Origin of the sequence: uncultured Paraglaciecola sp., assembly GCF_943787955.1 — a bacterium.
Lineage (GTDB): Bacteria > Pseudomonadota > Gammaproteobacteria > Enterobacterales > Alteromonadaceae > Paraglaciecola.
In genome coordinates, this window is record NZ_CALSOK010000002.1 from 509,547 (window position 1) to 531,503 (window position 21,957).

Annotated in this window: 18 protein-coding genes and 2 pseudogenes; 13 read left to right on the top strand and 7 right to left on the bottom strand. The window is 40.9% G+C overall.

Annotated features, from left to right (window positions below; all coding sequences use genetic code 11):
- The 5 genes from Q0Y52_RS02925 to Q0Y52_RS02945 are packed head-to-tail and all read left to right on the top strand — an operon-like array spanning position 1 to position 5,488.
- On the top strand, positions 1–1,122 hold the full coding sequence (locus Q0Y52_RS02925; RefSeq protein ID WP_297817750.1) for a glycosyltransferase: 1,122 nt from the start codon (positions 1–3) through the stop codon (positions 1,120–1,122).
- Positions 1,119–2,564 carry a chain-length determining protein gene (locus tag Q0Y52_RS02930; RefSeq protein WP_297817753.1) on the top strand — a complete coding sequence of 482 codons (1,446 nt, stop codon included), beginning with the start codon at positions 1,119–1,121 and terminating at the stop codon, positions 2,562–2,564. Before Q0Y52_RS02925 ends, Q0Y52_RS02930 begins: the two co-directional genes overlap by 4 nt.
- The gene (locus Q0Y52_RS02935; RefSeq protein ID WP_297817754.1) at positions 2,561–3,643 is read left to right on the top strand and encodes a glycosyltransferase; all 1,083 of its coding nucleotides are present in this window, start codon (positions 2,561–2,563) and stop codon (positions 3,641–3,643) included. The genes Q0Y52_RS02930 and Q0Y52_RS02935 overlap by 4 nt, the downstream gene beginning before the upstream one ends.
- Positions 3,640–4,857 carry a glycosyltransferase family 2 protein gene (locus tag Q0Y52_RS02940; protein ID WP_297817757.1) on the top strand — a complete coding sequence of 406 codons (1,218 nt, stop codon included), beginning with the start codon at positions 3,640–3,642 and terminating at the stop codon, positions 4,855–4,857. Before Q0Y52_RS02935 ends, Q0Y52_RS02940 begins: the two co-directional genes overlap by 4 nt.
- Complete coding sequence (locus tag Q0Y52_RS02945; protein ID WP_297817760.1) at positions 4,847–5,488, top strand: sugar transferase; 642 nt, start codon at positions 4,847–4,849, stop codon at positions 5,486–5,488. Before Q0Y52_RS02940 ends, Q0Y52_RS02945 begins: the two co-directional genes overlap by 11 nt.
- A gap of 25 nt (positions 5,489–5,513) precedes the next feature.
- On the opposite strand, the pseudogene Q0Y52_RS02950 reads toward Q0Y52_RS02945, so the two are convergent.
- Positions 5,514–6,320: pseudogene (locus Q0Y52_RS02950) on the bottom strand (IS982 family transposase).
- 328 nt (positions 6,321–6,648) lie between these two features.
- Here Q0Y52_RS02950 and Q0Y52_RS02955 point away from each other — a divergent pair.
- The 6 genes from Q0Y52_RS02955 (at position 6,649) to Q0Y52_RS02980 (ending at position 14,610) form a co-directional block, all read left to right on the top strand.
- Positions 6,649–6,978 carry an STAS domain-containing protein gene (locus Q0Y52_RS02955; protein ID WP_297817763.1) on the top strand — a complete coding sequence of 110 codons (330 nt, stop codon included), beginning with the start codon at positions 6,649–6,651 and terminating at the stop codon, positions 6,976–6,978.
- A 222-nt stretch (positions 6,979–7,200) separates the two neighbouring features.
- Positions 7,201–8,139, top strand: coding sequence for an SLBB domain-containing protein (locus tag Q0Y52_RS02960; RefSeq protein ID WP_297817766.1), 939 nt, complete (start codon positions 7,201–7,203; stop codon positions 8,137–8,139).
- A complete protein-coding gene (locus Q0Y52_RS02965; RefSeq protein WP_297817769.1) occupies positions 8,139–8,849 on the top strand; it encodes a CpsD/CapB family tyrosine-protein kinase in 711 nt (236 codons plus the stop codon). Before Q0Y52_RS02960 ends, Q0Y52_RS02965 begins: the two co-directional genes overlap by 1 nt.
- A 6-nt stretch (positions 8,850–8,855) precedes the next feature.
- Positions 8,856–10,415 (top strand): SpoIIE family protein phosphatase, encoded by a 1,560-nt coding sequence (locus Q0Y52_RS02970; protein WP_297817772.1) that lies wholly within the window; start codon positions 8,856–8,858, stop codon positions 10,413–10,415.
- A gap of 97 nt (positions 10,416–10,512) precedes the next feature.
- Complete coding sequence (locus Q0Y52_RS02975; protein WP_297817775.1) at positions 10,513–13,191, top strand: response regulator; 2,679 nt, start codon at positions 10,513–10,515, stop codon at positions 13,189–13,191.
- A 21-nt stretch (positions 13,192–13,212) separates the two neighbouring features.
- The gene (locus tag Q0Y52_RS02980; RefSeq protein ID WP_297817778.1) at positions 13,213–14,610 is read left to right on the top strand and encodes a sigma-54 dependent transcriptional regulator; all 1,398 of its coding nucleotides are present in this window, start codon (positions 13,213–13,215) and stop codon (positions 14,608–14,610) included.
- Positions 14,611–14,899: 289 nt separating this feature from the next.
- Here the strand turns inward: Q0Y52_RS02980 and Q0Y52_RS02985 are convergent, their stop codons facing one another.
- The 4 genes and pseudogenes from Q0Y52_RS02985 to Q0Y52_RS03000 form a co-directional block, all read right to left on the bottom strand.
- Entirely contained in the window at positions 14,900–16,396 is a 1,497-nt protein-coding gene (locus Q0Y52_RS02985) for an IS66 family transposase (RefSeq protein WP_297816919.1), read from the bottom strand.
- Between the two features lie 77 nt (positions 16,397–16,473).
- Positions 16,474–16,824 (bottom strand): IS66 family insertion sequence element accessory protein TnpB, encoded by a 351-nt coding sequence (gene tnpB / locus Q0Y52_RS02990; protein WP_297816922.1) that lies wholly within the window; start codon positions 16,822–16,824, stop codon positions 16,474–16,476.
- The gene (locus tag Q0Y52_RS02995; RefSeq protein WP_297816924.1) at positions 16,821–17,117 is read right to left on the bottom strand and encodes a hypothetical protein; all 297 of its coding nucleotides are present in this window, start codon (positions 17,115–17,117) and stop codon (positions 16,821–16,823) included. Before Q0Y52_RS02995 ends, tnpB begins: the two co-directional genes overlap by 4 nt.
- A 75-nt stretch (positions 17,118–17,192) precedes the next feature.
- Positions 17,193–17,564 (bottom strand): annotated as a pseudogene (locus Q0Y52_RS03000) (MFS transporter); the annotation flags it as partial.
- 706 nt (positions 17,565–18,270) lie between these two features.
- Between Q0Y52_RS03000 and Q0Y52_RS03005 the strand changes: the two are divergent.
- Both Q0Y52_RS03005 and Q0Y52_RS03010 read left to right on the top strand, forming a co-directional pair.
- Positions 18,271–19,122 (top strand): pectin acetylesterase-family hydrolase, encoded by an 852-nt coding sequence (locus Q0Y52_RS03005; RefSeq protein WP_297817781.1) that lies wholly within the window; start codon positions 18,271–18,273, stop codon positions 19,120–19,122.
- Between the two features lie 9 nt (positions 19,123–19,131).
- Entirely contained in the window at positions 19,132–19,413 is a 282-nt protein-coding gene (locus Q0Y52_RS03010; RefSeq protein ID WP_297817784.1) for a hypothetical protein, read from the top strand.
- Positions 19,414–19,871: 458 nt separating this feature from the next.
- Here the strand turns inward: Q0Y52_RS03010 and Q0Y52_RS03015 are convergent, their stop codons facing one another.
- Both Q0Y52_RS03015 and Q0Y52_RS03020 read right to left on the bottom strand, forming a co-directional pair.
- Positions 19,872–21,584 (bottom strand): ABC transporter substrate-binding protein, encoded by a 1,713-nt coding sequence (locus Q0Y52_RS03015; RefSeq protein WP_297817786.1) that lies wholly within the window; start codon positions 21,582–21,584, stop codon positions 19,872–19,874.
- 77 nt (positions 21,585–21,661) lie between these two features.
- Positions 21,662–21,937, bottom strand: a complete 276-nt coding sequence (locus Q0Y52_RS03020) for a DUF2160 domain-containing protein (RefSeq protein WP_297817789.1) — start codon at positions 21,935–21,937, stop codon at positions 21,662–21,664.
- Positions 21,938–21,957 lie beyond the last annotated feature (20 nt).

The following is a 21,957-nucleotide window of genomic DNA, read 5'->3' on the forward strand; positions in this document are numbered from 1 at the left end:
ATGACTCGCGACCTTTTAGTGTTCGGCGAAGACTGGGGCGCTTTACCCAGTAGCACACAACACCTTATTCTTCATTTATCAAGCGCAAATAAAACGGTTTGGGTAAACTCAATTGGCCTGCGTCGACCTCGAGTATCTCTGCATGACATCAAGCGTATATGGCATAAAATAAATTCTGATACGCATAGTATTTCTCATCAATCCGGCTTACCTAATGATAATTTCCATATAGTAAATCCAAAAACTATTCCAGCACCGCATTACAAACTAGAACGTAAAATTGCACGTGAGCTTATAACTGCGCAAGTTAAACCGGTAATAAAAAAAGCTAAACTGCACGCACCTATTTTATGGATGTCATTACCCACAGCCATTGATGTGGCTGACAATATTGAGCATTCGGCACTGATTTATTATTGCGGCGATGATTTTTCAAGTCTTGCTGGCGTTGACTATAAAAGCGTCCGTCAACATGAAAAAAAACTTGTAGAAAAAGCTGATTTAATTATTGCCGCTAGCGAAACCTTAGCGGCTCACTTTCCAGCTGAAAAAACCAAAATACTCCCTCATGGCGTTGACTACCCCTTATTTTCTACACCTACCGAGCGAGCTAAAGACTTAGTTGATGATGGGCGGCCTATTGCCGGCTTTTATGGCAGCATATCAAAATGGTTAGACCTAGCGCTATTAACTCAAGCAATTGCTAGGCTCCCCCATTGGCATTTTGTCTTTATTGGCGCTGCAGTCATTGATATAACTGAGCTTGAAGGATTCGACAACGTCACTTTTTTAGGGCCAAAACCTCACCACCTGCTTCCCAGTTATGTTCAGCATTGGACAGCCTGTTTATTGCCTTTTATAAAAAATCAGCAAATTGAACACTGTAACCCATTAAAGCTTCGTGAGTACCTTGCTTCAGGGCGCCCGGTTATCAGTACAGATTTTCCAGCAATATCACCCTATTTAGAATTTGTTACTGCAGTCAAAACTGCAGAAGAATTGGTGCTAGCGTTAACCAATTCAATACCTAAAGACATCAACCCTCATCAACAACTAGCCGTTAGCGACCAAACATGGTCGTCGCAAGCGGATCAAGTATCAAAATGGATAGATCTTTTATGAACCCAATTACCCACATAGTATTTAACATTTTAACAGGCGCCTGGCGTCACCGTTATGTGATTGCATTACCTATACTGATTTTGCCTCTATTGGGTCTTGCGGTGGGCACTCTAAGCCCCAGGCATTACTCATCTCATACCAGTATGTTGATTCAAGAAACCGCCAATATGAATCCTTTTTTAGAAGACTTAGCCGTGTCATCTAAGCTGAAAGAGCGAATGAATGGCTTACAAACACTATTACATAGTCGACGTATTCTAGGGGCAGTTGCTGAAGAGCGTGGCTATATTGCTGCTGACGCACCAACAAAGGAATACGACAAAGCTATTGTCGAATTATCAAAAGACCTTTCCATAGAGTTAGCAGGCAAGGACTTGATTCGTATTGAGTTGAAATCTCAACAACCTGATGGCATGAAAGAAACGTTAGATACTGTGAGTCGTCATTTTATTGAACAGCTACTAGCACCTGAACGCTCATCAATGAAAAGCTCAAGCTTATTCCTTTCTGAACAGTTAGAGACTCGCCGCCTAGCGCTTGATAAATCCGAGTTCGCACTTGCCGAATTTAAAGATAACAACAGTGACGACTTACCTGAAGCGCATATCGCCAATATAGCTAGACGCGCCCAATTAGAACAGAGACTTTCTGAAAGACAAGCTGAATTAGCAGGTGCCACAAAAATCCTTAGCACTTTGGCTAACCAACTCTCTAAAACCAATCCTATTGTTGGAAACATTGAAGATAAAATTATCAAAATCCGTAGTGATTTAGCATTATGGAAAACTCGCTACACTGATTCACATAGCAAAATACAAGGCGCTATGAGAGATCTCCGTCGTGTAGAGAGCGAACGTCAACAGACTTTGGATAGCACAAAAGGTCTCATCAATACTGATCAATTATGGGATATAGCTACAAACGCGTCAGTGAACCAAGATAATGAAAATCAAACATTACTCATCTCACAACTCACCAATTTACAACTGGCACAAAGCAAAGATGAATCACTTAAAGCCGAGATTGTTAGCCTTCAGGGCATGATCGATAAATTAAAACAGCAAACTCAAGATTTTGGTGACCACGAACGTAAATTTAATAAATTAGAGCGTGATCTGGACGTGAACCGTGCACTCTATAAAGAACTGTTACAGCGTCATGAAATGGCACGCGTTACAGGCTCTTTAAGCATGTTCCAACAAGAAAAACGCGTCCAAATTGTTGATATACCTTATACCCCTGTTTATTCATCTAACCTGCCTCTTTTCTTTTTTATTATTGCTGGATTAATAGGTGGAGTATTTTTGGGCAGCGGTTTTGCCATCTTGCTTGAGGTTACCGATACACGCTTACGTCGATGCGATCAGCTACAGTCATTAACCAACGTACAAGTCATCAGCCGCATCCCTGGTGTATTGATACCTAAGAATCCTGCATTGTGACAACAGTCGTTCATGTCGTTCAACACTTAAAGCCAGGTGGAATTGAAACCATGGCCTTAGATTTGATTGATTTCGGCGGCGTAAATGAGCGTACTTATATTATTAGCTTAGAAGGCAAAAAAGTGCATGCTATAGAGCAATGGCCACGCTTAAAACCGTATGCTGAAAATATTATATTTTTTAATAAACAGCCTGGTATAACACCGTTATTAATTGTCAAGTTGGCGCGTTTATTAAATAAGTTAAAAGCAAATGTTGTGCATACCCACCATATTGGTCCATTACTCTACGGTGGTTTAGCAGCAAAACTGGCAACAACAAACTGCCTTATTCATACCGAACATGATGCTTGGCATTTAAATGACTCGCGTCGCTGCTCTGTACAAAAAACCTTATTACGGTTGATACAACCGATATTGGTAGCCGATGCTCAAACTGTCGCCGAAACTATTCGACGAAAGCTGAACATTGATGCCATAAAAATCATACCTAATGGCATTGATACTAGTAAGTTTATACTCGGTAATAAAATTAAGGCACGCCAAGAACTGCAGCTACCAACACAGATAAAATTAATTGGCTGTAGCGGACGCTTAGAGCATGTAAAGGGTCAACACATACTGATTGATGCATTGCATGAGCTTTCAAGTGAGGTCCATTTAGTCCTTGCAGGTTCTGGCACCATGGAAGCTAACTTACATCAACAAGTGTCTCAGCTTAAGTTAAATGAACGTGTCCATTTTCTTGGCCGCATTGACAATATGCCGACTTTTTATCAATCGTTAGATCTATTTTGTCTTCCCTCGTTAAATGAAGGCTTTCCGCTCTCGCCTTTAGAAGCACAATCCTGTGGTATCCCCAGTTTAGTGAGCGACGTCGGTGGCGCACGAGAAACTTTATGCGTTGAATGCAGTGAATACGTGCCCTCTAATAATGCGACGTTAATGGCCAAGTCCTTATTCACCATGCTGAATAAGCATTACTCCACTAGCCCAAGAGATTTCATTCTGAAGCATGGGGATGTTCGATTAATGGCGGAACGTTATGCCGCTCTTAGACCCGTTGGTAATCAAGTATGATTAACCTTCTCCTTAGCGGCATAATCATTATCTGTGTTGTGTTAATTATTTATCATCACATAGGCTACCCTTTGTTTTTAAAGTGGGCTCAGCCCGCTCAGCCCGACAATGTCACCCCTATAGAACCTAGGCAATACACTAGTCGATTATCAGACCAGGCATTACCGACCATTACCTTAATTATTCCCGCCTATAACGAACAACAATGGATTACAGATAAGCTACTTAATTGTGCCGCTTTAGATTACCCGTCAGAAAAGCTCAACGTTATTGTGGCTGTAGACGGCTGCAAAGATAACACACTCGTGTTAGCGCAGCAGATGACTCAAGAAAAATCATGTTTAGGCTTGAATCTAGAGATCCGTGAATTCAAAAAAAATCGCGGAAAAGTAGCCGTATTGAATGATGTAATCAATACGGTTGATACAGAGCTGGTTGCACTTAGCGATGTCTCTGCACTTATTTCACTTGATGCATTACTGATTGCTGCTGCCCAGTTCACCAACCAACGACTTGGCGTATTGAATAGTCATTACTGCTTACTCGAACCCGGCTCAGAAGGTGAAGCAAGCTATTGGCAATATCAAAGTAAGATTAAAATAGCGGAATCATCATTTGGTTCAACGCTAGGCGCCCATGGGGCGTTCTATCTCTTTAGACGCAAGTTATTTCAGCCGCTTGCCGGTGATACGATTAACGATGATTTTATTTTACCTATGCAAATTGTAGCTAACGGATATATAGCTAAACAAGACAACCGCATTGTCTCGCTAGAGCTTGAACAGGCAAACAACTCAATGGACTGGCAACGCAGAGTCCGTATTGCAGCGGGTAATATGCAACAAGTATTACGCTTAAAAAGAATGCTTCACCCGCACTTTAAAGGTATTGCATTTACCTTTGCATCCGGTAAAGCCCTTCGCGTGGCAATGCCATTTTTAATGTTAATCGCTTTAATCGGCTCGATCTCGCTTGCAACCTACTCCTTGGTATTTTTATTATTAGCTGTCGCCCAAGGCTCGCTCTACTTGCTTGCTTTGATACAACTCGTTTTAAAATTCGATAACAAATTACTGAATGTTTTAATCTACCTAGTCAGCGGTCATGTAGCCGGGATAATTGGCGCTCTAACTTATTTATTAAATAGTAGTAAAAAGCCTTGGCAACCTGTTAAGTCAATTACCTCATTAAAAGAAAGTAACCATGAAAAATAGTTTCGAAATCGACCCTTTCACCAGCCGCGCAAAACGTCTATTTGATATAGTCTTTGCAACCATCCTATTATTGTCTGGCGCACTGGTATTCCCTTTTATTTCGATCGCTATAAAATTGAATTCTACTGGGCCGGTTTTCTATCAACAGCTACGTGTCGGTCGAACATGTCCCAACTATACCCGACTATTTAAAATGATAAAATTTCGCACCATGAATAATGATGCTGAAGCTAAAACAGGGGCTGTATTAGCAAAAGATAATGATCCGCGTATAACCAGTGTCGGTCGATGTTTACGTAAAACGCGCCTTGACGAATTACCACAATTGATCAATGTCTTAAAGGGAGAGATGTCATTAATTGGTCCGAGACCTGAGCGACCTGCTTTCTATAAAAGCTATGAAAGTGATATTCCATTTTTCACAGAGCGCACCTTCGGTGTTTCTCCAGGTATTACAGGGTTCGCACAAGTTAAACAGGGCTATGACAGCAGCATAGAAGATGTTCGTAACAAGGTCGGTTATGACCATTCTTATGCACTGGCGCTATCGAAGCCTTCCACTTGGTTAAAAATGGATCTATACATAATTCTGGCCACCATTGCAGTTATTTTCAAATGTAAAGGGCAGTAGATTGAATATCTAACCTGAGATCTGCTTAAGCGATAACCTTAGAGTTCAACTCTACATTAGTTAAATTAAGGCTTGGTTTATTTTCCTTTAAACAGTAAGCGACCAATCCCGCGAGTAAATTTAGCATAAAGCCTTTCATACTCCGATGCCTTGAGTGTTCGATATAAGAAATATTCTTAAGTGGGTCGTTTATTGTTTCAATTATATAGCGCCTTGAAAGCATGGTCCTATCCCAAAACGATATAGCTTTTGCTTTTATATTTTTGCGAACGGTTGTGACGAGACTTACACCTTTGTCTAATAAATCCGCTTCCAAAGCTTTACTCAAATAGCCTCTGTCTCCATACAATTTATCAGTCAAACTTCCTGCTAATTCACGCACGGGTTGGGTGTCATGTACATTGCCGGTCGTGACTTTCGCAGTAACAATTTCACCGTGATGATTGATGACTAAGTATTCGGATGTTATGACATACCTTGATGCTTGTAGAGTCAATGAATTCAAGTCCTGTGGGCATTCCTTTAAGCGATGTGAGGTAGGCACACATGGGCACGATAACCCTAGGCATGGCCGCTAGAAATCGCGAGTAACTCAATATAATTAGAAACGCATTTTGCTAGACAAGAGATACATACCCAAGATAGTAGTTTTTGAAATTACGGTAATGTGACATATGAAAACTGACGACAATTGTCATAATTTCACTGGTTGTCATTTGTCCTTCTCTTTGACGTTTTCGCATCCCGTCTTCGAGCAGTTTTTTACGCCATTGAAGGATGAATACTTTGCAAAATCATCGAAATCACAAAACAACTCAACTAATTTACTCATGCCTGTTCCTCTATAGATTCATCTCTTTAAATCGAAAGATCGGCTCTTGGAACAGGCATTTAGTCCAATTTCTTAAACAGGAATCAGGTTATCTAATTTAATGAATAGAACTTGCTAAAGGCGCATTGCTACTTTTATCCATACCAGCTGCCTTGCATTTTGCAAGGCAGCTTGCAAAATGCCAAAAGACTCACCTAAATATAATTAAAATTTACTCAATATATCTATAGCTTATTGATCCATATGAGATTATGTTAATAAAAATATTTGGCACACTCCATGCATATCCTGATCAATATCATTTTTTCAAAACAATGCGGTAAATATCATGAACGTGATGAATGTTGAATATATCGATAATAAAAATAGTGGCTTCTATATTATGATTACTGGTGAGATGGATGCTAGTGGTTGTAGTGCTAGCCAAATTGCCGATGATCTCGAAAACCTACTGACACCAGAAACGGAACAACATATCTCACTTGATATTGGTAACGTCACCTTTCTTGATTCATCAGGTATCGGTATTATCGTATTTCTATTTAAACGCCTCAAATCATCAGGCGGCTCGTTAGAAATCATTAACGCTAACGGTCAGCCTAAAGATCTTATCAATTTGCTCCGAGTAGATAATGTTATTTCCGTTAAATTTAATTAAACATTCGACAGCAAAAATTAGGATAGTTGACTCACACTAAAATGATAAAATGTTATTCTCAAGCCATTGGTATCCGCCCTCACCTTTTTGATATCAAGGCTATGTCTACCGGTAGTTCTATCGCTGAACAGTATGTAATAGCTAATAAACACATTCAACGTAGGTTTACCTTCGAATCTTTTGAGCAAGACACGCCCGTGACATATACAGGAAATTAACATCATGTTATTAAGAAACTTTAAGTGCCTTATTTTATTAATATTACTTTGCATATCAAGCAATAGTTTTTCAGCTGACGAGCAAGTTGAGTCAGGTGATTTAATTCAGGTATCGCTGCCTGGGGAGGATTCACTTATAGAGCCCTTCTCAGTCAATCGCTTGGGTCAAATAACACTACCGGAAGTCGGTGAAGTTTATGTAGCCGGTTTAACGGAAGATCAATTGGCAACTCATATTACTGAAAAACTCAGGATTGCTTATCGTGACTTAACGGACATAAATGTTTATATCTCTAAAAAGCAATTACTTGTTTCTGTACAGGGTTACGTGAAAGAACCTGGAGAATATATCCTCCCCTCTAATGCGTCTGTTCAGATGGCTTTACAGGCGGCTGGAGGCCTCCGTAAAGATGCACAGTTAAATAAAATGCAACTCGAACGTAATGAAAATCTTACTCTATTTAATTACAAACATTATCTAGACAGTGGCAAAATGTCTATACTGCCGCCGCTACTCACGCTTGATAAAATTTTTGTGCCCGCATCTCCGAGTACCGGTAATAATGACGATAACGTGCAGTGGGTGAGTTCATCATCTGAAAAATCAATTTATGTTTTAGGTCAAGTTGGTTCACCCGGTCGATATATGTTTACCGATAAAATGCGGTTCCTAGATGTTTTATCTGCAGCTGATGGCCCTAATATGAAAGCCGATCTTAAAAACGTACGTGTCACCCATCGTAATGGCGGTAATGAAAAGGTTAGCAAATTAGATCTAGCGCTCTATTTTGAAACGGGGGATGAAAATCTTCTACCCGAGGTAAAAGATGGAGACACTATTTTCATTCCCAATAAAGATGATAGTACAGTAGCAAAAATCCGCGAAGGACTTCGCGATGTCTTTCAACTGCTAACAATAGCATCAGTATTATTGGTTCTCTAATGCATATTCAAAAAACCATTGTAGAGATTGAACGTATCCATTCTCTACTGTCAGAACAAAATATTCGCAGTATCGCAATCACATCTTCAAATTCCGGCGAAGGTGTTACTTCAATAGCCATGGCGCTAGCTCAACATAGCCTGCTGGGCGGCTATTCAACATTGCTGATTGATCTAAATATGTATCGCCCTAGCATTAAGACTGCGCTTAAGCTCGATGACGACACATTAAAACCAAGCCTATTCAATGCTCCTGATCTAGTGTGTTTAGAAGACACTTCCATTGTTGTCACTGGCATCACGGCACCTACCGAGCGAGCTACCGCCATGAAAATTCGACAGCACGGTGTATTTGAACAATATATTCAAGAATGGCAAAAATCTTTTGATAGAATTATTATTGACACCTCGCCTATCAATAGAGTTAATGCCAATAATATCCCGGCCGAACGTGTTGCTGCAGCCTGTGATGGATGCTTAATCGTTGTACTTGCCGGTAGTACAACAGAGTCAATGATTATCAGTGCAACAGATAAACTCAAGAATACATCTGCACGCATCATTGGGACTGTATTTAATGACCGAGATAATCCAAACTTAAAAAATCAATTGCTTAGTGCCATAAAACGGTTGAGTCCACGTTTTAAGTCGCAGGCGAAACGTTTAGAAGTCTGGGTCCGTAATAATAGGTTCCTAGACTTAGAAATATAGTTCATTATGTATCGACTAATTTTTGAAACAGATATTCCCGCTACACTTGCAAAAGTAAGTGAGTCACGCTTTTTACTTGAGTCCGTTCTCAGCTATTGCATCCATAGTAATAAATTACAACAAACCATTTCAATCTGCTCGTCTGAATCATTAACAAACCTCGTCCAACATAACAGTACAAACGCAATAACAATACGCTTTAGCAAAGATAATCAACGCTGGTTTTTAGAGGTCATCGATAATGGCTTCCCATGGGATCCAAGCATCAAATCATCAATAGATATTAATACGATGACATTAGATGAAGGTGGTAGAGGCATTCCATTGATGCAATCCTTGTGTCAGCATATAAGTTACGAATCAAATAACATTAAGAACACTTTAACATTAAGCTGGCCAAGACCTAACAGCGCAACAAAGCCAACCGTCCTTATTGTCGAAGATGATGCTAGCCTTGGCCGACTATATCGGTCATATTTGTCTCAAGATTTTAATATTAAAATGGCAATTAATGGGTTGGAAGCATTAAATCTACTAAAACATGATAACATTCATTTAGTAATTTCAGATATCAATATGCCAGTTATGGATGGATTCGCTTTAAGAGAAAAATTATCTCAACAACGAAAAAACTCTTTAATTCCTTTCATATTTTTAACTTCAAACCATAACCCTCTCATGCTAAAACAGGCTACAGATGTGGGGATTGATGATTATTTAAAAAAACCGATTAATAAAACTCAGTTAACTCAATGTATTAAGCGTGTTATAAAACGATCGCAACAAGTTCATCAGCAAGTAACTGATAGAATTGACGAAGGTATATCATCTATATTAAAACCCGAGTTATCTGATTTATCGGAAGATTGGAAATTAGTCGTTGCGTCGAGAAACGCCGGGGTTGGAGGTGGAGATTTATTGCTTCACAAGACCAGTGATGAAAATACAATCCTGATGCTAATTGACATTATTGGCCATGACGACAGTGCAAAGTTTTTTTCTTATGCATATATGGGTTATCTGCACGGTCTTTTACAAGGTACTAAGCAGGAATTGACACCAGCAAATTTTCTTGAAGAGCTGTCAGAAAATGCATTACAGGGAAAGCTACTCTCCAAAACACTGTTAACTTGTTGTGTAGCAAAAATTTCAAAATCGGGCAGTATAGTACTTGCCAGTGGTGGCCACCCTAATCCTTTGCATATTACCGAATCGGGCTTAAAGCGTCTTGACGTCGGGGGTATGTTACCTGGCCTAATATCCAAAACACGCTATCAAGAACTCAACATAACGATACAACAAGGTGAGCGAGTAGCATTTTATACCGATGGTTTGTTTGAGTCGGCTAATGATCAGGAAAGTCGAAACAGACTTGAGCAAGGGTTATGCGACCTTCTCTTATCGACATTAAAAGAACCTATTGATGTTGCACTTGCAATCGTTATGGAGCGGTTCGATCAACTTACCGCCTATACAGCCAAAGATGATGTCACGCTGATATTGTTAGAACCAATAACTATTTTAAAAGAGCAGCAGAAGTCACATAGCATAGATACGATCTTATAACGTTTGAACGCTGTTTTGATTAGGCATTATAATGATTGAGTGTTTTATTTACCGTAACTGGTTATCCTTAAATAGCATAAGAATAAAAAAATAAACTATGAGTTTCTCACAAAAAAAATATTTCAGACATTGGCCGTTATGGTGGCAAATTTTTGCATCACTATTAACTACACTTGTGCTCACCTCCCTCCTCACAACCCATTTCACACGGCAAATAGTCATTGACAGAGAGCTAAGCCACATATCCGATCAAGTAGAAAACTCTTATACTTTACTGTCAGCATTAGCTGAAGATGCCGTTATCAGCGAAGATCTTCTTTTCTTATCCAGCTTTGCTAAAAAGACATTGCAACACTCCCGCAACATGCAAGGAATTTCCATAAAAAATGAGCACGCTGAATTACTCACTCAACATTTACGCGTCCACGATATACCCTCAAAATTTCTTCACAGCTTCAAGCATTCCTTTGTTATCGAAGATGAATCATTGGGCTCAATCGAAATATTATGGGATAGTCAAGAAATGGAAGAGGAAATCGATCAGAATTTCCAACAAATAAAACAAATTTTACATACTATTTTACTGACCTTTACTGCGCTGTCCTTAATACTCATTCATCGGATAGCAGTGAAACCCCTCAAACGAATCACCGAACACCTTACACAATTATCAATCAATGATAATCGACCAATGCTTATCAATTTGTCAAACAACACTAATCCAGAAATGTTACTTTTATCCAATGCCGCCAATGCTCTAAGCCAATTAATGCAAGAGCAAATCATCTATTCTGCCAAATTAAAAAACACTATCGAGGATTACCATACTAGCCAAGCAAAAAATAATGCCATCCTTTCTTCATCACTCGATAGCATTATTACAATTGATATTAATGGCTTCGTTATTGATTATAACAAGCTAGCTTATAAAACTTTTGGTTGGGCACCTGAAGAAGTCATAGGTAGGCCTATAGTAGACTTTATTATTCCTCATGAAATGCGAACCTCACATACAGAAGGTATACAGAAATGCATGCTTACAGGTGATGGTTCGGTTCTGGGCCAGCGAATGGAGCTCACGGCATTACGCAAGAATGGTGATACTTTTCCTATTGAAATTATTATTTCAGAAATAAATACCAGCAGTAATATTATTTTTTCAGCATTTATACGTGATATATCCGATCAAAAAAAATATGAGTTGATTTTAGAAAAAGCAAAACAAGTTGCCGAATCAGCTAACAAGTCTACATCAAGTTTTCTTGCAACTATGAGTCACGAAATGCGTACGCCTTTAAATGCAATCATAGGCGTTTTAGAACTACTATCACACACACCTATGATTCCTGAGCAAAAGCAGCTGGTTAAAACCGGACGTAATTCGAGTGAGCTACTTCTCATTGTCATTAATGATATTCTCGACTTTTCCAAAATGGAGGTCGGTAAGGTCACGTTAGATGACATATGCTTCGACCTTCATTATTTACTCAGAGATACTCTAGAAATACTGCAAGCGCTTATCGGTGAAAAAAGCCTTACTATTAAACTCAATATCGACCCCGCACTGCCAGATTTTGTCATGGGAGACCCTGATCGATTCCGTCAAATACTGACCAATTTAATCCATAACGCTATTAAATTTACCCTAGAAGGCTCGATTACAATACAAGCAAGTGGAATACACATAGAAAATGAGTTTTTCGATTTTAAATGCGTCATTCAAGATACCGGCATCGGCATTTCTCGAGAAAACCAATCAATACTCTTTGAGCCATTTACGATGGTAGACCAGACTCACTCACGCTCTTTTAAGGGGACAGGACTCGGCTTGGCAATATGCCAACGACTAAGCTCACTGATGGGTGGCATTATCAATGTTGATAGTGAGATTGGAAAAGGCAGTACTTTCACTTTTATGGTTCGCTTAAAAGAAGGCATAAAAGAAGACTGCTTATACCGAAATGAATCAAACAATAATATGAGAATTCCAAAAAAGAATACTCGTATTTTACTCGCCGAGGATAACTGGGCTAATCAAATCGTCATCAAAAAGATACTTGAGCTTGCCAATCAAAAGGTTGATATTGCTAACGATGGTTTAGAAGCGTTAGAGTCGGTCTCCAACAACGATTACGACCTGATTTTGATGGATATCTCGATGCCTAAAATGGATGGTATAGAATGTGTACGTAGAATAAAGCAATTACCCGAAAAAAATAAAATTCCAATCATTGCTCTTACCGCGCACGCCTTAGAAGGCGACCGAGAGCGTTTTCTAGCTACCGGCATGGATAATTATTTAACCAAGCCCATTCAGCGAGCTTCGCTACTCGACAGTGTTGCACGCTTAACAACGCCTGAAAAAACAAAAAACAAAGAAATTGAGGGTGACTCTCAGCTCAAACTAACTGATAATGAAACACAAGATGAATTTGTTGACGAGCTAATACTACAACAATTACTAAAAGACACTTCAGCAGAAGTTATGCCACAGCTCCTACTTTCCTATATTTCGGATGCCAAGGTGAGACTGGACAAGATTCAACAGGCCGTTAAACACTCTGATGCCAAAGCACTAGGATTTGAAGCACATACGTTCAGCGGCAGCGCTATTACCTATGGTAACCGCAAATTATACACACAACTCCTCAAGCTCGAACGTGTGCGTAATGACATGAATATTGAACAAGCATCTTTGCTTGTAATCCCGCTGCTAGAAATAGCTGAAGCCTCTTTTTTAATGTTAGAAAAAAGAGTAATAAAAGGATTTGATTGAAAACTTAGAAAAGAGCTTAAAATGACAACAAAACTGAGCGTTTTATTAGTAGAGGACTCAAAGCCTTTAGCAGTTCTTTATCAACAATATCTTAAAGATGTAGAAATCAATTTAGTCTGTGTCCACTCTGGAGAAGAAGCAAAAACCTTCATTGCAAATAATATTCCTAACCTTGTATTGTTAGATCTAAATTTACCCGACCTGCAAGGCAGTGAAATCCTGCAATGGATTTGTGACAAAGAATTCCCCACGTCAGTTATCGTTGTAACAGCAAGCAACTCCATTAATATTGCGGTTGATATGATGAAGATTGGGGCTATTGATTTTCTAACCAAACCGATTGATGCCCACCGCTTACAAACAACTGTACTTAATATTCTCGAAACTAATCGATTAAAGTACATAGTTGAAGAGTATCATCAAACATTTGACAGAGAGCATTATTATGGGTTTATTGGCGCTAGCCTCCCCATGCAAGCTGTTTACCGTATTATTGACGCTGTTGCTCATAGTAGAGCCTCTATATTTATAACCGGAAAAAGTGGCACAGGAAAAGACGTCTGCGCACAAGCCATTCACAAACATGGCTCTCGCTCTGAAGAACCTTTTATTGCTTTAAACTGTGGTGCAATCCCTCATCATCTAATGGAAAGTGAAATTTTTGGGCACGCTAAAGGGGCATTTACCGGTGCCACTTCTGACCGAAAAGGTGCCGCGAGCCTAGCCGACGGCGGCACTTTGTTTTTAGATGAAATTGCTGAAATGGATTTAGATTTACAAACTAAATTACTGCGCTTTGTACAAACAGGTAAATTTCGAAAAGTGGGTGGCAATAAAGAAGAAGCTGTTGATATCCGTTTTATTTGTGCAACCAACCAGGATCCGCAAAAGGCAGTGGACGCTGGGACTTTTAGAGAAGACCTTTATTATCGCTTGCATGTTGTGCCCATACATCTTCCCGCGCTCAATGAACACAGCGACGACATTCTAGCTATCGCAAAACACTTTCTTTTGACCTATGCCGATGAAGAGAATAAAAGTTTTAAACACTTTTCAAATGAAGTGAAAGTTGTATTGATGAATTATGCTTGGCCAGGAAATGTCCGCCAACTTCAAAATGTCATCCGTAATATTGTTGTGCTTAATGAAGATGAGACCGTTAAGATTAGCCATCTACCGCCACCGCTAGACGCGGAATTAAATGGGTTGTCTAATACTTCATTCGAAAGTGCTAGCCTCAATATTTCAGACAACACGCTTTATAATAATGCAGACATAAGACCTTTATCACAGGTTGAACAAGAAGTTATTGAACATGCTATTGCTATTTGTGGTGATAACATTACAAAGGCTGCAGCGCTTCTCAAAATTAACCCTTCCACTATTTATAGAAAAAAACAAACGTGGGAACTAGACTAAACGCTTGAGATCATTATCGTAGGCTAAAAGAGCTGACACTGAATGCTTAAAATCAGACTCTATTTTATTTAAAAAACCAAAAGGCTCAAGCTAACAAACAGCTTGAGTCTTTTTTCTTTAACCTTTCGTCTGTTCTAACTCAACACCCTAGGTTTCATAAACATAAACAAAACAAAGATAGCTGAAATAGCGGCGCTTAATGCGTAAAAACCATAGGCACCGCCTAAGCCAACCTTCGCCAGTAATATCGGGAACGTCATAGTAATCGGTAAGCGTCCGGCAATCCCACCTAGTCTTTAGCAAATCGCCATGGTAGCAGTGGCTCGATATCGGTGTTTTGAACCGAGACTTGTTCAAGTAAATGCATCATATAGTCGAACGGCGTTAGTCCGTTTGCCTTTGCAGTTTCTATAATGCTGTACAGTATGGCACTGGCCTTAGCGCCTTTGGCCGTTTGACTAAACAACCAGTTCTTTCTGCCTATGACGAAGGGTTTTATCGCGCGCTCAGCGCGGTTATTATCGATGTTCAGGTGACCATATTGGGTGTAAGTGTTGAGTTTACTCCACTGATTTAAGCAGTAGGTGATGGCTTCGCCTAATTTGCTTTTTGCCAATACCTGCGACTCTGATTTTATCAGCCACGCTTCGAACTGTTTGAGCAATATAGTGCTCTTTTCCTGCCTTACTTTCCGCCTGTTATCAGGTGCACTCGCTTTTATTTGCGTTTCAATACGATACAGCTTTTGAATATGGTTAAGTGCCCAATCGGCTCTGCCGCTAGATTTTTTGCCCTGTGCGGTTTTGGCTTCAACGAATTTACGTCTCGCATGGGCCCAACAGCCTGCGAGTGTCGCTTGGGTTTTGTGGTAACCCGCATAGCCATCCACTTGTAGATACCCGTTGTAACCCTGTAAATAATCCACGGCACATTGACCCGCGCGACTCGATTGATAGTCGTACAGCACGATATTTGGGATGTCAGTATTGGGTAATTTCCCTTCAGGTGAGTCGGCGCCTGAGGTATACACCCACATATAGCATTTCGCTTTATCTTCGCTGACGACTTTTAAGGTGGTTTCATCAGCGGCAATGACGCCTTGCTTAAGTATCAATTCGTGTAAATGGTCATATAGCGGTGTGAGCAAGTCAGCGCACCTCAACATCCAATCGGCCATAGTTTTGCGGCTCAGTTCAATACCGTATTGTTTGAACATCGCTTCTTGACGATACAGTGGCAACCCAAATTGATATTTACTGGTGATTACCTGACTAAGTAAGCTTGGTGTCGCATAACCTTTAGGGATAACTGAAGGTGGCACCGGTGCTTGTTTGATGTGATTGCTAATGCCGTCCTTTTCACATACACGACACGCATACTTAGGACGAACATGCTCTATCACTTTAACTTGAGCAGGGATGAATTCAAGCTTTTCAGTCTTGTCTTCACCTATCTTGTGCAATTCATTGTTACAGCAAGCACAGACTTTATCTTCCTGTGCAATATCATGGATAACCACTTCACGAGGTAATGTTTTTGGTAATGGTTTACGCTTAGGTTTATTGCGTGTGTAGCTGATGTCTTCTTTTTCGACAGGTGTTTCAGCAACCAGCTCTTCTGCTTCATTAAACAATTCACCTTGACCAGGGTGACCTTCGCTACTCGCCCCAAATTGTTTTTGTTGGGCAAGACGAAACTGCTCTTCAAGAAACTGATTGCGACTTTCTAATCGTTCAACTTGCTTGCTAAGCTCGGCTATTTGTTGGCGTAGTTGGGCTTTATTCATGTCACTTATTATAACCCTAAGTGACTGTTTTCAATTAGATTAAAACGTGATCGTTAAATGCTACTTATGATCGTACGTTATAACCCAGAGGCCGTGTAATCCAAGCTGCGATGTCCAACGACATCATAGCCACCGAGCAACCATGTTAACTGCTGCTCACTCAAATTAGTGTGTTTGAGTTGGCCACACTTAGGCCATTTGAAGCGTTGTTTCTCCAACCGTTTGTACCATAATGCAAACCCGGTTTTATCCCAGTATAAGAGTTTGAGTTTGTCTTGTTTTTTGTTACAGAAGATAAATAATGCACCGGAGAATGCGTTTAATGTTAATTCACTTTCGATAATCGCCAGCAAGCCATTAATCGACTTTCTAAAATCAACATGCTCAAGGTGCAAATAAATGTCATCTGGCTCAACGAACATTCTCATGATTGCAGTGCCTTAACGAAACTTGCCAACCAAACAGGCTCGCAAGACGTCGAAAAAGATAACGAAACCTCGCCCAATCTGACAGATACTGATGGTTGAATAGTCGCGTCGATAGCAGACTTGCTAGCTTTTACAAAACGAGGCGGGTTAACTTGCTGTTGTAATCGCCCACGAAATTTATAAAAACTTGATGTGCTAACTCTGTGCTCTTTACAGAAATCAACAATGGCTAACCCACTCGTTTGTTGTTGGCTTATCAATTTCTGCCATTCATCTAGTGTTTTATGCTTCATAATACCTCCCATTACAGTGAGGAAGTATTTTCGAATGAATAATGGATGACTGCTAGGCGTGGATCACCGGACGCTTACAGTAATCGCAAAGTTAGCCGACCACTGAAACAATCCAGTAACCGCCAGACCCGAACCACGAATTTAATTTGGAAAAATTTCGTCCAACATAACCTACATCAATGTGCCCCATGACATATTGAAAGTAAAGACATAGGCATTGGCCGCAATCAACGCCAACGGCCCCCACTCTCCGGCATTAAGATCACCAGTTGGGCCAACATCGGCATTAACGAATGCAAGCACCATTAAAGCGAGTGATACTGCCATGCCTATAGAGCCCCATTGAAGCAGCGGCTTACGTCCGATTTTGTCGACCAATAAAACCGTTATGATACAAGCGATAATACTGACAGCACCACTGATCACATTAATCAATAAAGCATCAGCGATGCCAGAAGAGAAGGGACGGTAAAGTATCAACGTCATAAAACAGAGCAGACACTTCTTTTCAAATTATTGAAAAACATTACCCACAGTTTCTGACCCTCATGGGGCATCAAGATAAAGGTTTACCCAAATATGTGCGGTCAGAATTTGAAGCGTACCTCAAGTGCGGTCGTTTGGATTATGGGTTTTTACGAATACGTCCAAGGAATTTGTGCATCCTACACATCACCATGCAGAAGATTTTGGTCTCGAGCGGCCAATTCTTCGGTGCGCGGCGAATAGAAAAAGCATTCCACTTGTGAGAAAAATAGAGTGATAAATATTGATTTAGTAAGGAATTTTAAGAACAACTAAAAAATTAAATCAATCGTTTGGTAACACTATAAGCGACTGTACTATTTGCTAAAATTTTAACAAGGATGAATTAAAATATTTAACAAGACATATATCATAATAAGCAGCTTATTGATGTGACCCCATTAATGCTCATTTCCCACCGCAGCTTTAATCCTACAAAATTGCAGTTTTACCAAGTCATATATGACGCGGTAAATTTTCTGAAGCTACACCATAAAACGGCTGTCGTTACTCACCGGTTCTTTACTTCTCAATGAGATGTACTAGCCTAAATATGTTGTATTTTGGCAAAGTTCTTACTCATTAAGGAAAAAGAGATGAAACTAATAATCAATGTAATGCTTTAGCGGTGCTCACCGGGAGTGTTAGCAGTGCCCCAAAAAGTAAAGCCCCACGGGGGCTAAATCAAGAAGCCATGGAGGAGCTGCATGATTCTGGAGTGGATAAATATATTGGTCAGTATACCCCTGTATCCTCCACGGACGTGGGTGATGGGTGGACCAAACACACCTTCGACCCCTATGGAGGTAACGGGCCTATCTGCGTCGCTGGCACCCCCTACTCTGTATTCACAAGACCAGGAATTCCTTCTAAGCTACTAATTTTAGAGCAAGGAGGAGGTGCTTGTTGGCAGGACTTCTACAACTGTAATGTGCTTTCTGAGGCGCAGGAGCCCCCTGCACCTGATGTTGGGATCTGGGATTTCAATTCCAAAGATAACCCGTTTGCTGATTACTCTGTGGTTTACATGCCTTACTGCGACGGGTCAGTCTTTTCGGGTGACAACGACGTATTCGACCCAGCCTTTGGGCCGGCGATTGGAGTGCCTACTGCCGTAGTCCGCTTTCACCGCGGTTTGCGTAATCAAACGGCGGGTATGGACATAGCTAAAGCCACATTCCCAAATGCCAGCAAGATCACAGTTGCAGGCTCCAGTGCTGGCGGCGTAGGGGCAACCGGATTTGCGCCGTTTCTGGTGAGAGTGCTCTATGGAAACCAGACTTATCTCATTGTATTTAACGATGCGGGGCCAGTGACGGTCAACCTGAACGCTACGGATGACATTAACGCACGAGCTGCAGACTGGCAAATTGGGCAGTTTTATCCTGCGAGTTGCACCGATTGCGATGACTTGGGGCAGACCACGCCTCTCATAATGTGGCGCCTCGACAACGACTCTACAATACGAGAAGCATTCTAAGAAACGGATATGGATCTTACTAACCGCTTTTTCATGGATCTTCTTGCAGATCCGTTGGGCTTTAGGGATCTTATTGTTACTGAACATGGCATTCTGAACGAAGCCCATCCGAATCGTTACAAACGCTTCATCGTAAATGGCGACATTTCTCACACGGCGCTGCAATCCCCGCTGTTTTATAGCCAGGATGCGAATGGTGAACTACTCAACGAATGGACCGACGACTTTATTTCGAACAGGCCGTTCTGGAAAGATATTGTCGAAGATATTACGCAACCACTGTCTCGGTAATCCTATTCTTGGATGGATCCCCGCGGGTACTTATACCCGCGGGGATTGATGTGCAGAATATCAATATCATCAAAACAACTTTAATGAAGTAAGAGCTCAGATTGAAGCGTGATAAAAAATACCAGAACATCCAAAATAAGATACCTGTTAATAACAGCAAATCGCCCCACCTTTGAGCGACTGAATTTCATACTTATGAGGCAGTAAACCTATTTTTTTCTTATCAATGGCCCTCTGATTTAGTCAGAATTTGACAAGATTATTTGATTTACTGGGTTCGCAGATGAGACTCGCCACCCTCATTGAAGTGTTGGGATTTGAATCGTTATTTAGGCTTGTGTTGTTTGTCTTTCCTCGCTTATATCAGCCCTAGTAAGCATTAGACCCTCTCACACTAGATAAGTCATCTAGGTAAATAAGAACTGAGCATCAAAATGCTCTGTTCTTAAGTAGTATTGTTACTCTCCCTGCCAACTTTTCAAAAGTTGCTCATAAGCTACTGTCTGGCCTTGGGGTTTTTCATTGGCCAATTTGGCTTTTGGAGAGCCGGGTTGCGCTAACCAATATTCGGGGTCTCTTGGTTTATTCAATTTGGGACCACACTCGCCTTGCACCTTGGCTCGCTCCAATCGTTGCATCACTTTATCTTGGGCAGCGGCTAGCCCGTCTAAGCCTTTTTGTGCTGAACTCTCACCACTGGCAACTTCAGAAATATACTTCCACCATAGTTGGGCGAGTTTGGGATAATCTGGCACGTTAGTGCCAGTGGGTGTCCACTGTTTACGTGCTGGGCTGCGATAAAACTCAACTAAGCCACCCAGCATTGGCGCCACATCGGTCATTTGTTGTGAGTTAATATCCGACTCACGGAATGGCGTTAAACCGATTAAAGTCTTTTTCAGCGATACCGTTTTAGAAACAGTAAATTGTGCATACAACCAAGCGGCCAAACGACGTTTGGCTGGTGTTGAATTTAAGAAGGTCCAAGCACCTGTGTCTTGGTAGCCCAGTTTCATACCTTCTTCCCAATAAGGTCCTTTAGGAGAAGGCGCCATACGCCACTTAGGTGTGCCGTCGGCATTCACTACCGGTAACCCTGGCACATTCATACTGGCAGTGAAGGCGGTGTACCAAAAAATTTGTTGCGCAATCGCACCTTGTGCCGGTACTGGGCCTGATTCAGAAAAGGTCATGCCCTGTGCTTCTGGCGGTGCGTATTGGCGTAACCAATCCACATATTTTTGGGTGGCATACACGGCGGCAGGACCATTGGTGGCGCCGCCTCTGGATACACTAGAGCCTACAGGTTGGCAGCCTTCTACGCGAATACCCCATTCATCTACTGGTAATCCGTTAGGTATGCCTACATCGCCTGCACCCGCCATTGAAAACCATGCATCGGTGAATCTCCACCCAAGGGATGGGTCTTTTTTACCGTAATCCATATGACCATAAACAGGCTGACCATCAAGCACTTTGACTTTTTCACTAAAGAACTCAGCTATATCTTCGTAGGCAGACCAATTAACTGGCACGCCTAATTCATACCCATATATTTCTTTGAATCTACTTTTTAGATCTTCACGCTCAAACCAATCGGCTCTAAACCAATACAGGTTGGCAAATTGTTGGCTGGGTAGCTGATAGATTTTTCCATCTGGGCCTGTGGTAAAACTTAAACCAATAAAGTCATCTAAGTCTAACGTGGGCAAAGTGAAGTCTTTGCCATCACCGGCTATCATATCGGATATAGGCACTACTTTTCCGTAACGAAAATGGGTACCAATTAAGTCAGAATCATTCACGTAAGCATCATAAATATTTCGACCCGATTGCATTTGGGTCTGAAGTTTTTCGACTACATCACCCTCTTGGATCAAATCATGAGTAATATTGATGCCGGTAATTTCACTGAATGCCTTGGCTAATACCTTGGCTTCGTATTCATGCGTCGCGATAGTCTCTGAAGCAACATTGATGCTCATACCGGCAAAAGGTTTAGATGCCTCGATAAACCAACGCATCTCCAGTAACTGCTGGTCTTGAGTCAAGGTAGAGTCAGTAAATTCACTCTTTAACCAACGCTTTGCCGCATCTTCATCGGCCTTAACAGGTTGCACTGATATGCCAATGGTTAACATCAAACTGGCTAGTTGTATTTTTTTTTGCATACTATCCCCTAGATTCCATTTTTACGATTGACCAGCTTAGTGGCAATACATAGATTGAATAAACGATAACACTGAGGTCAACCCCAGCGAAGTAAAGTCGCCATAAGTAATACCGAAATACCCAAGGCTACCCACAAAGTTACATCAGTTAAGCCCAAAAAAAGTAAGTGCACAAATGCACTGCTTAATAGACCGATAAATAATCTGTCACCACGAGTAGTGGATATAGGCAGCCAACCTTTGCGTTCAACACATGGCTTACGGATTTCCAAAACAGTCATGACCAACAATAAACTGGCAATACCAAGAAAAAACAAAGCACTGGGCATAGTCCATGCCATCCAGCTCAACATGTTTTTTCTCTGTATTTTAG

Excerpts from the sequence above, each read along its gene's own strand:
- Q0Y52_RS02975 (WP_297817775.1), top strand. The coding sequence starts at position 10,513 with ATGAGTTTCTCACAAAAAAAATATTTCAGACATTGGCCGTTATGGTGG.
- Q0Y52_RS02960 (WP_297817766.1), top strand. The coding sequence starts at position 7,201 with ATGTTATTAAGAAACTTTAAGTGCCTTATTTTATTAATATTACTTTGC.
- tnpB (WP_297816922.1), bottom strand. The coding sequence starts at position 16,824 with ATGAGAATGTTCGTTGAGCCAGATGACATTTATTTGCACCTTGAGCAT.
- Q0Y52_RS02955 (WP_297817763.1), top strand. The coding sequence starts at position 6,649 with ATGAACGTGATGAATGTTGAATATATCGATAATAAAAATAGTGGCTTC.
- Q0Y52_RS02965 (WP_297817769.1), top strand. The coding sequence starts at position 8,139 with ATGCATATTCAAAAAACCATTGTAGAGATTGAACGTATCCATTCTCTA.
- Q0Y52_RS02980 (WP_297817778.1), top strand. The coding sequence starts at position 13,213 with ATGACAACAAAACTGAGCGTTTTATTAGTAGAGGACTCAAAGCCTTTA.
- Q0Y52_RS03010 (WP_297817784.1), top strand. The coding sequence starts at position 19,132 with ATGGATCTTACTAACCGCTTTTTCATGGATCTTCTTGCAGATCCGTTG.
- Q0Y52_RS02940 (WP_297817757.1), top strand. The coding sequence starts at position 3,640 with ATGATTAACCTTCTCCTTAGCGGCATAATCATTATCTGTGTTGTGTTA.
- Q0Y52_RS02930 (WP_297817753.1), top strand. The coding sequence starts at position 1,119 with ATGAACCCAATTACCCACATAGTATTTAACATTTTAACAGGCGCCTGG.
- Q0Y52_RS03020 (WP_297817789.1), bottom strand. The coding sequence starts at position 21,937 with ATGTTGAGCTGGATGGCATGGACTATGCCCAGTGCTTTGTTTTTTCTT.
- Q0Y52_RS02995 (WP_297816924.1), bottom strand. The coding sequence starts at position 17,117 with ATGAAGCATAAAACACTAGATGAATGGCAGAAATTGATAAGCCAACAA.
- Q0Y52_RS02925 (WP_297817750.1), top strand. The coding sequence starts at position 1 with ATGACTCGCGACCTTTTAGTGTTCGGCGAAGACTGGGGCGCTTTACCC.
- Q0Y52_RS02970 (WP_297817772.1), top strand. The coding sequence starts at position 8,856 with ATGTATCGACTAATTTTTGAAACAGATATTCCCGCTACACTTGCAAAA.
- Q0Y52_RS03015 (WP_297817786.1), bottom strand. The coding sequence starts at position 21,584 with ATGCAAAAAAAAATACAACTAGCCAGTTTGATGTTAACCATTGGCATA.
- Q0Y52_RS02945 (WP_297817760.1), top strand. The coding sequence starts at position 4,847 with ATGAAAAATAGTTTCGAAATCGACCCTTTCACCAGCCGCGCAAAACGT.
- Q0Y52_RS02985 (WP_297816919.1), bottom strand. The coding sequence starts at position 16,396 with ATGAATAAAGCCCAACTACGCCAACAAATAGCCGAGCTTAGCAAGCAA.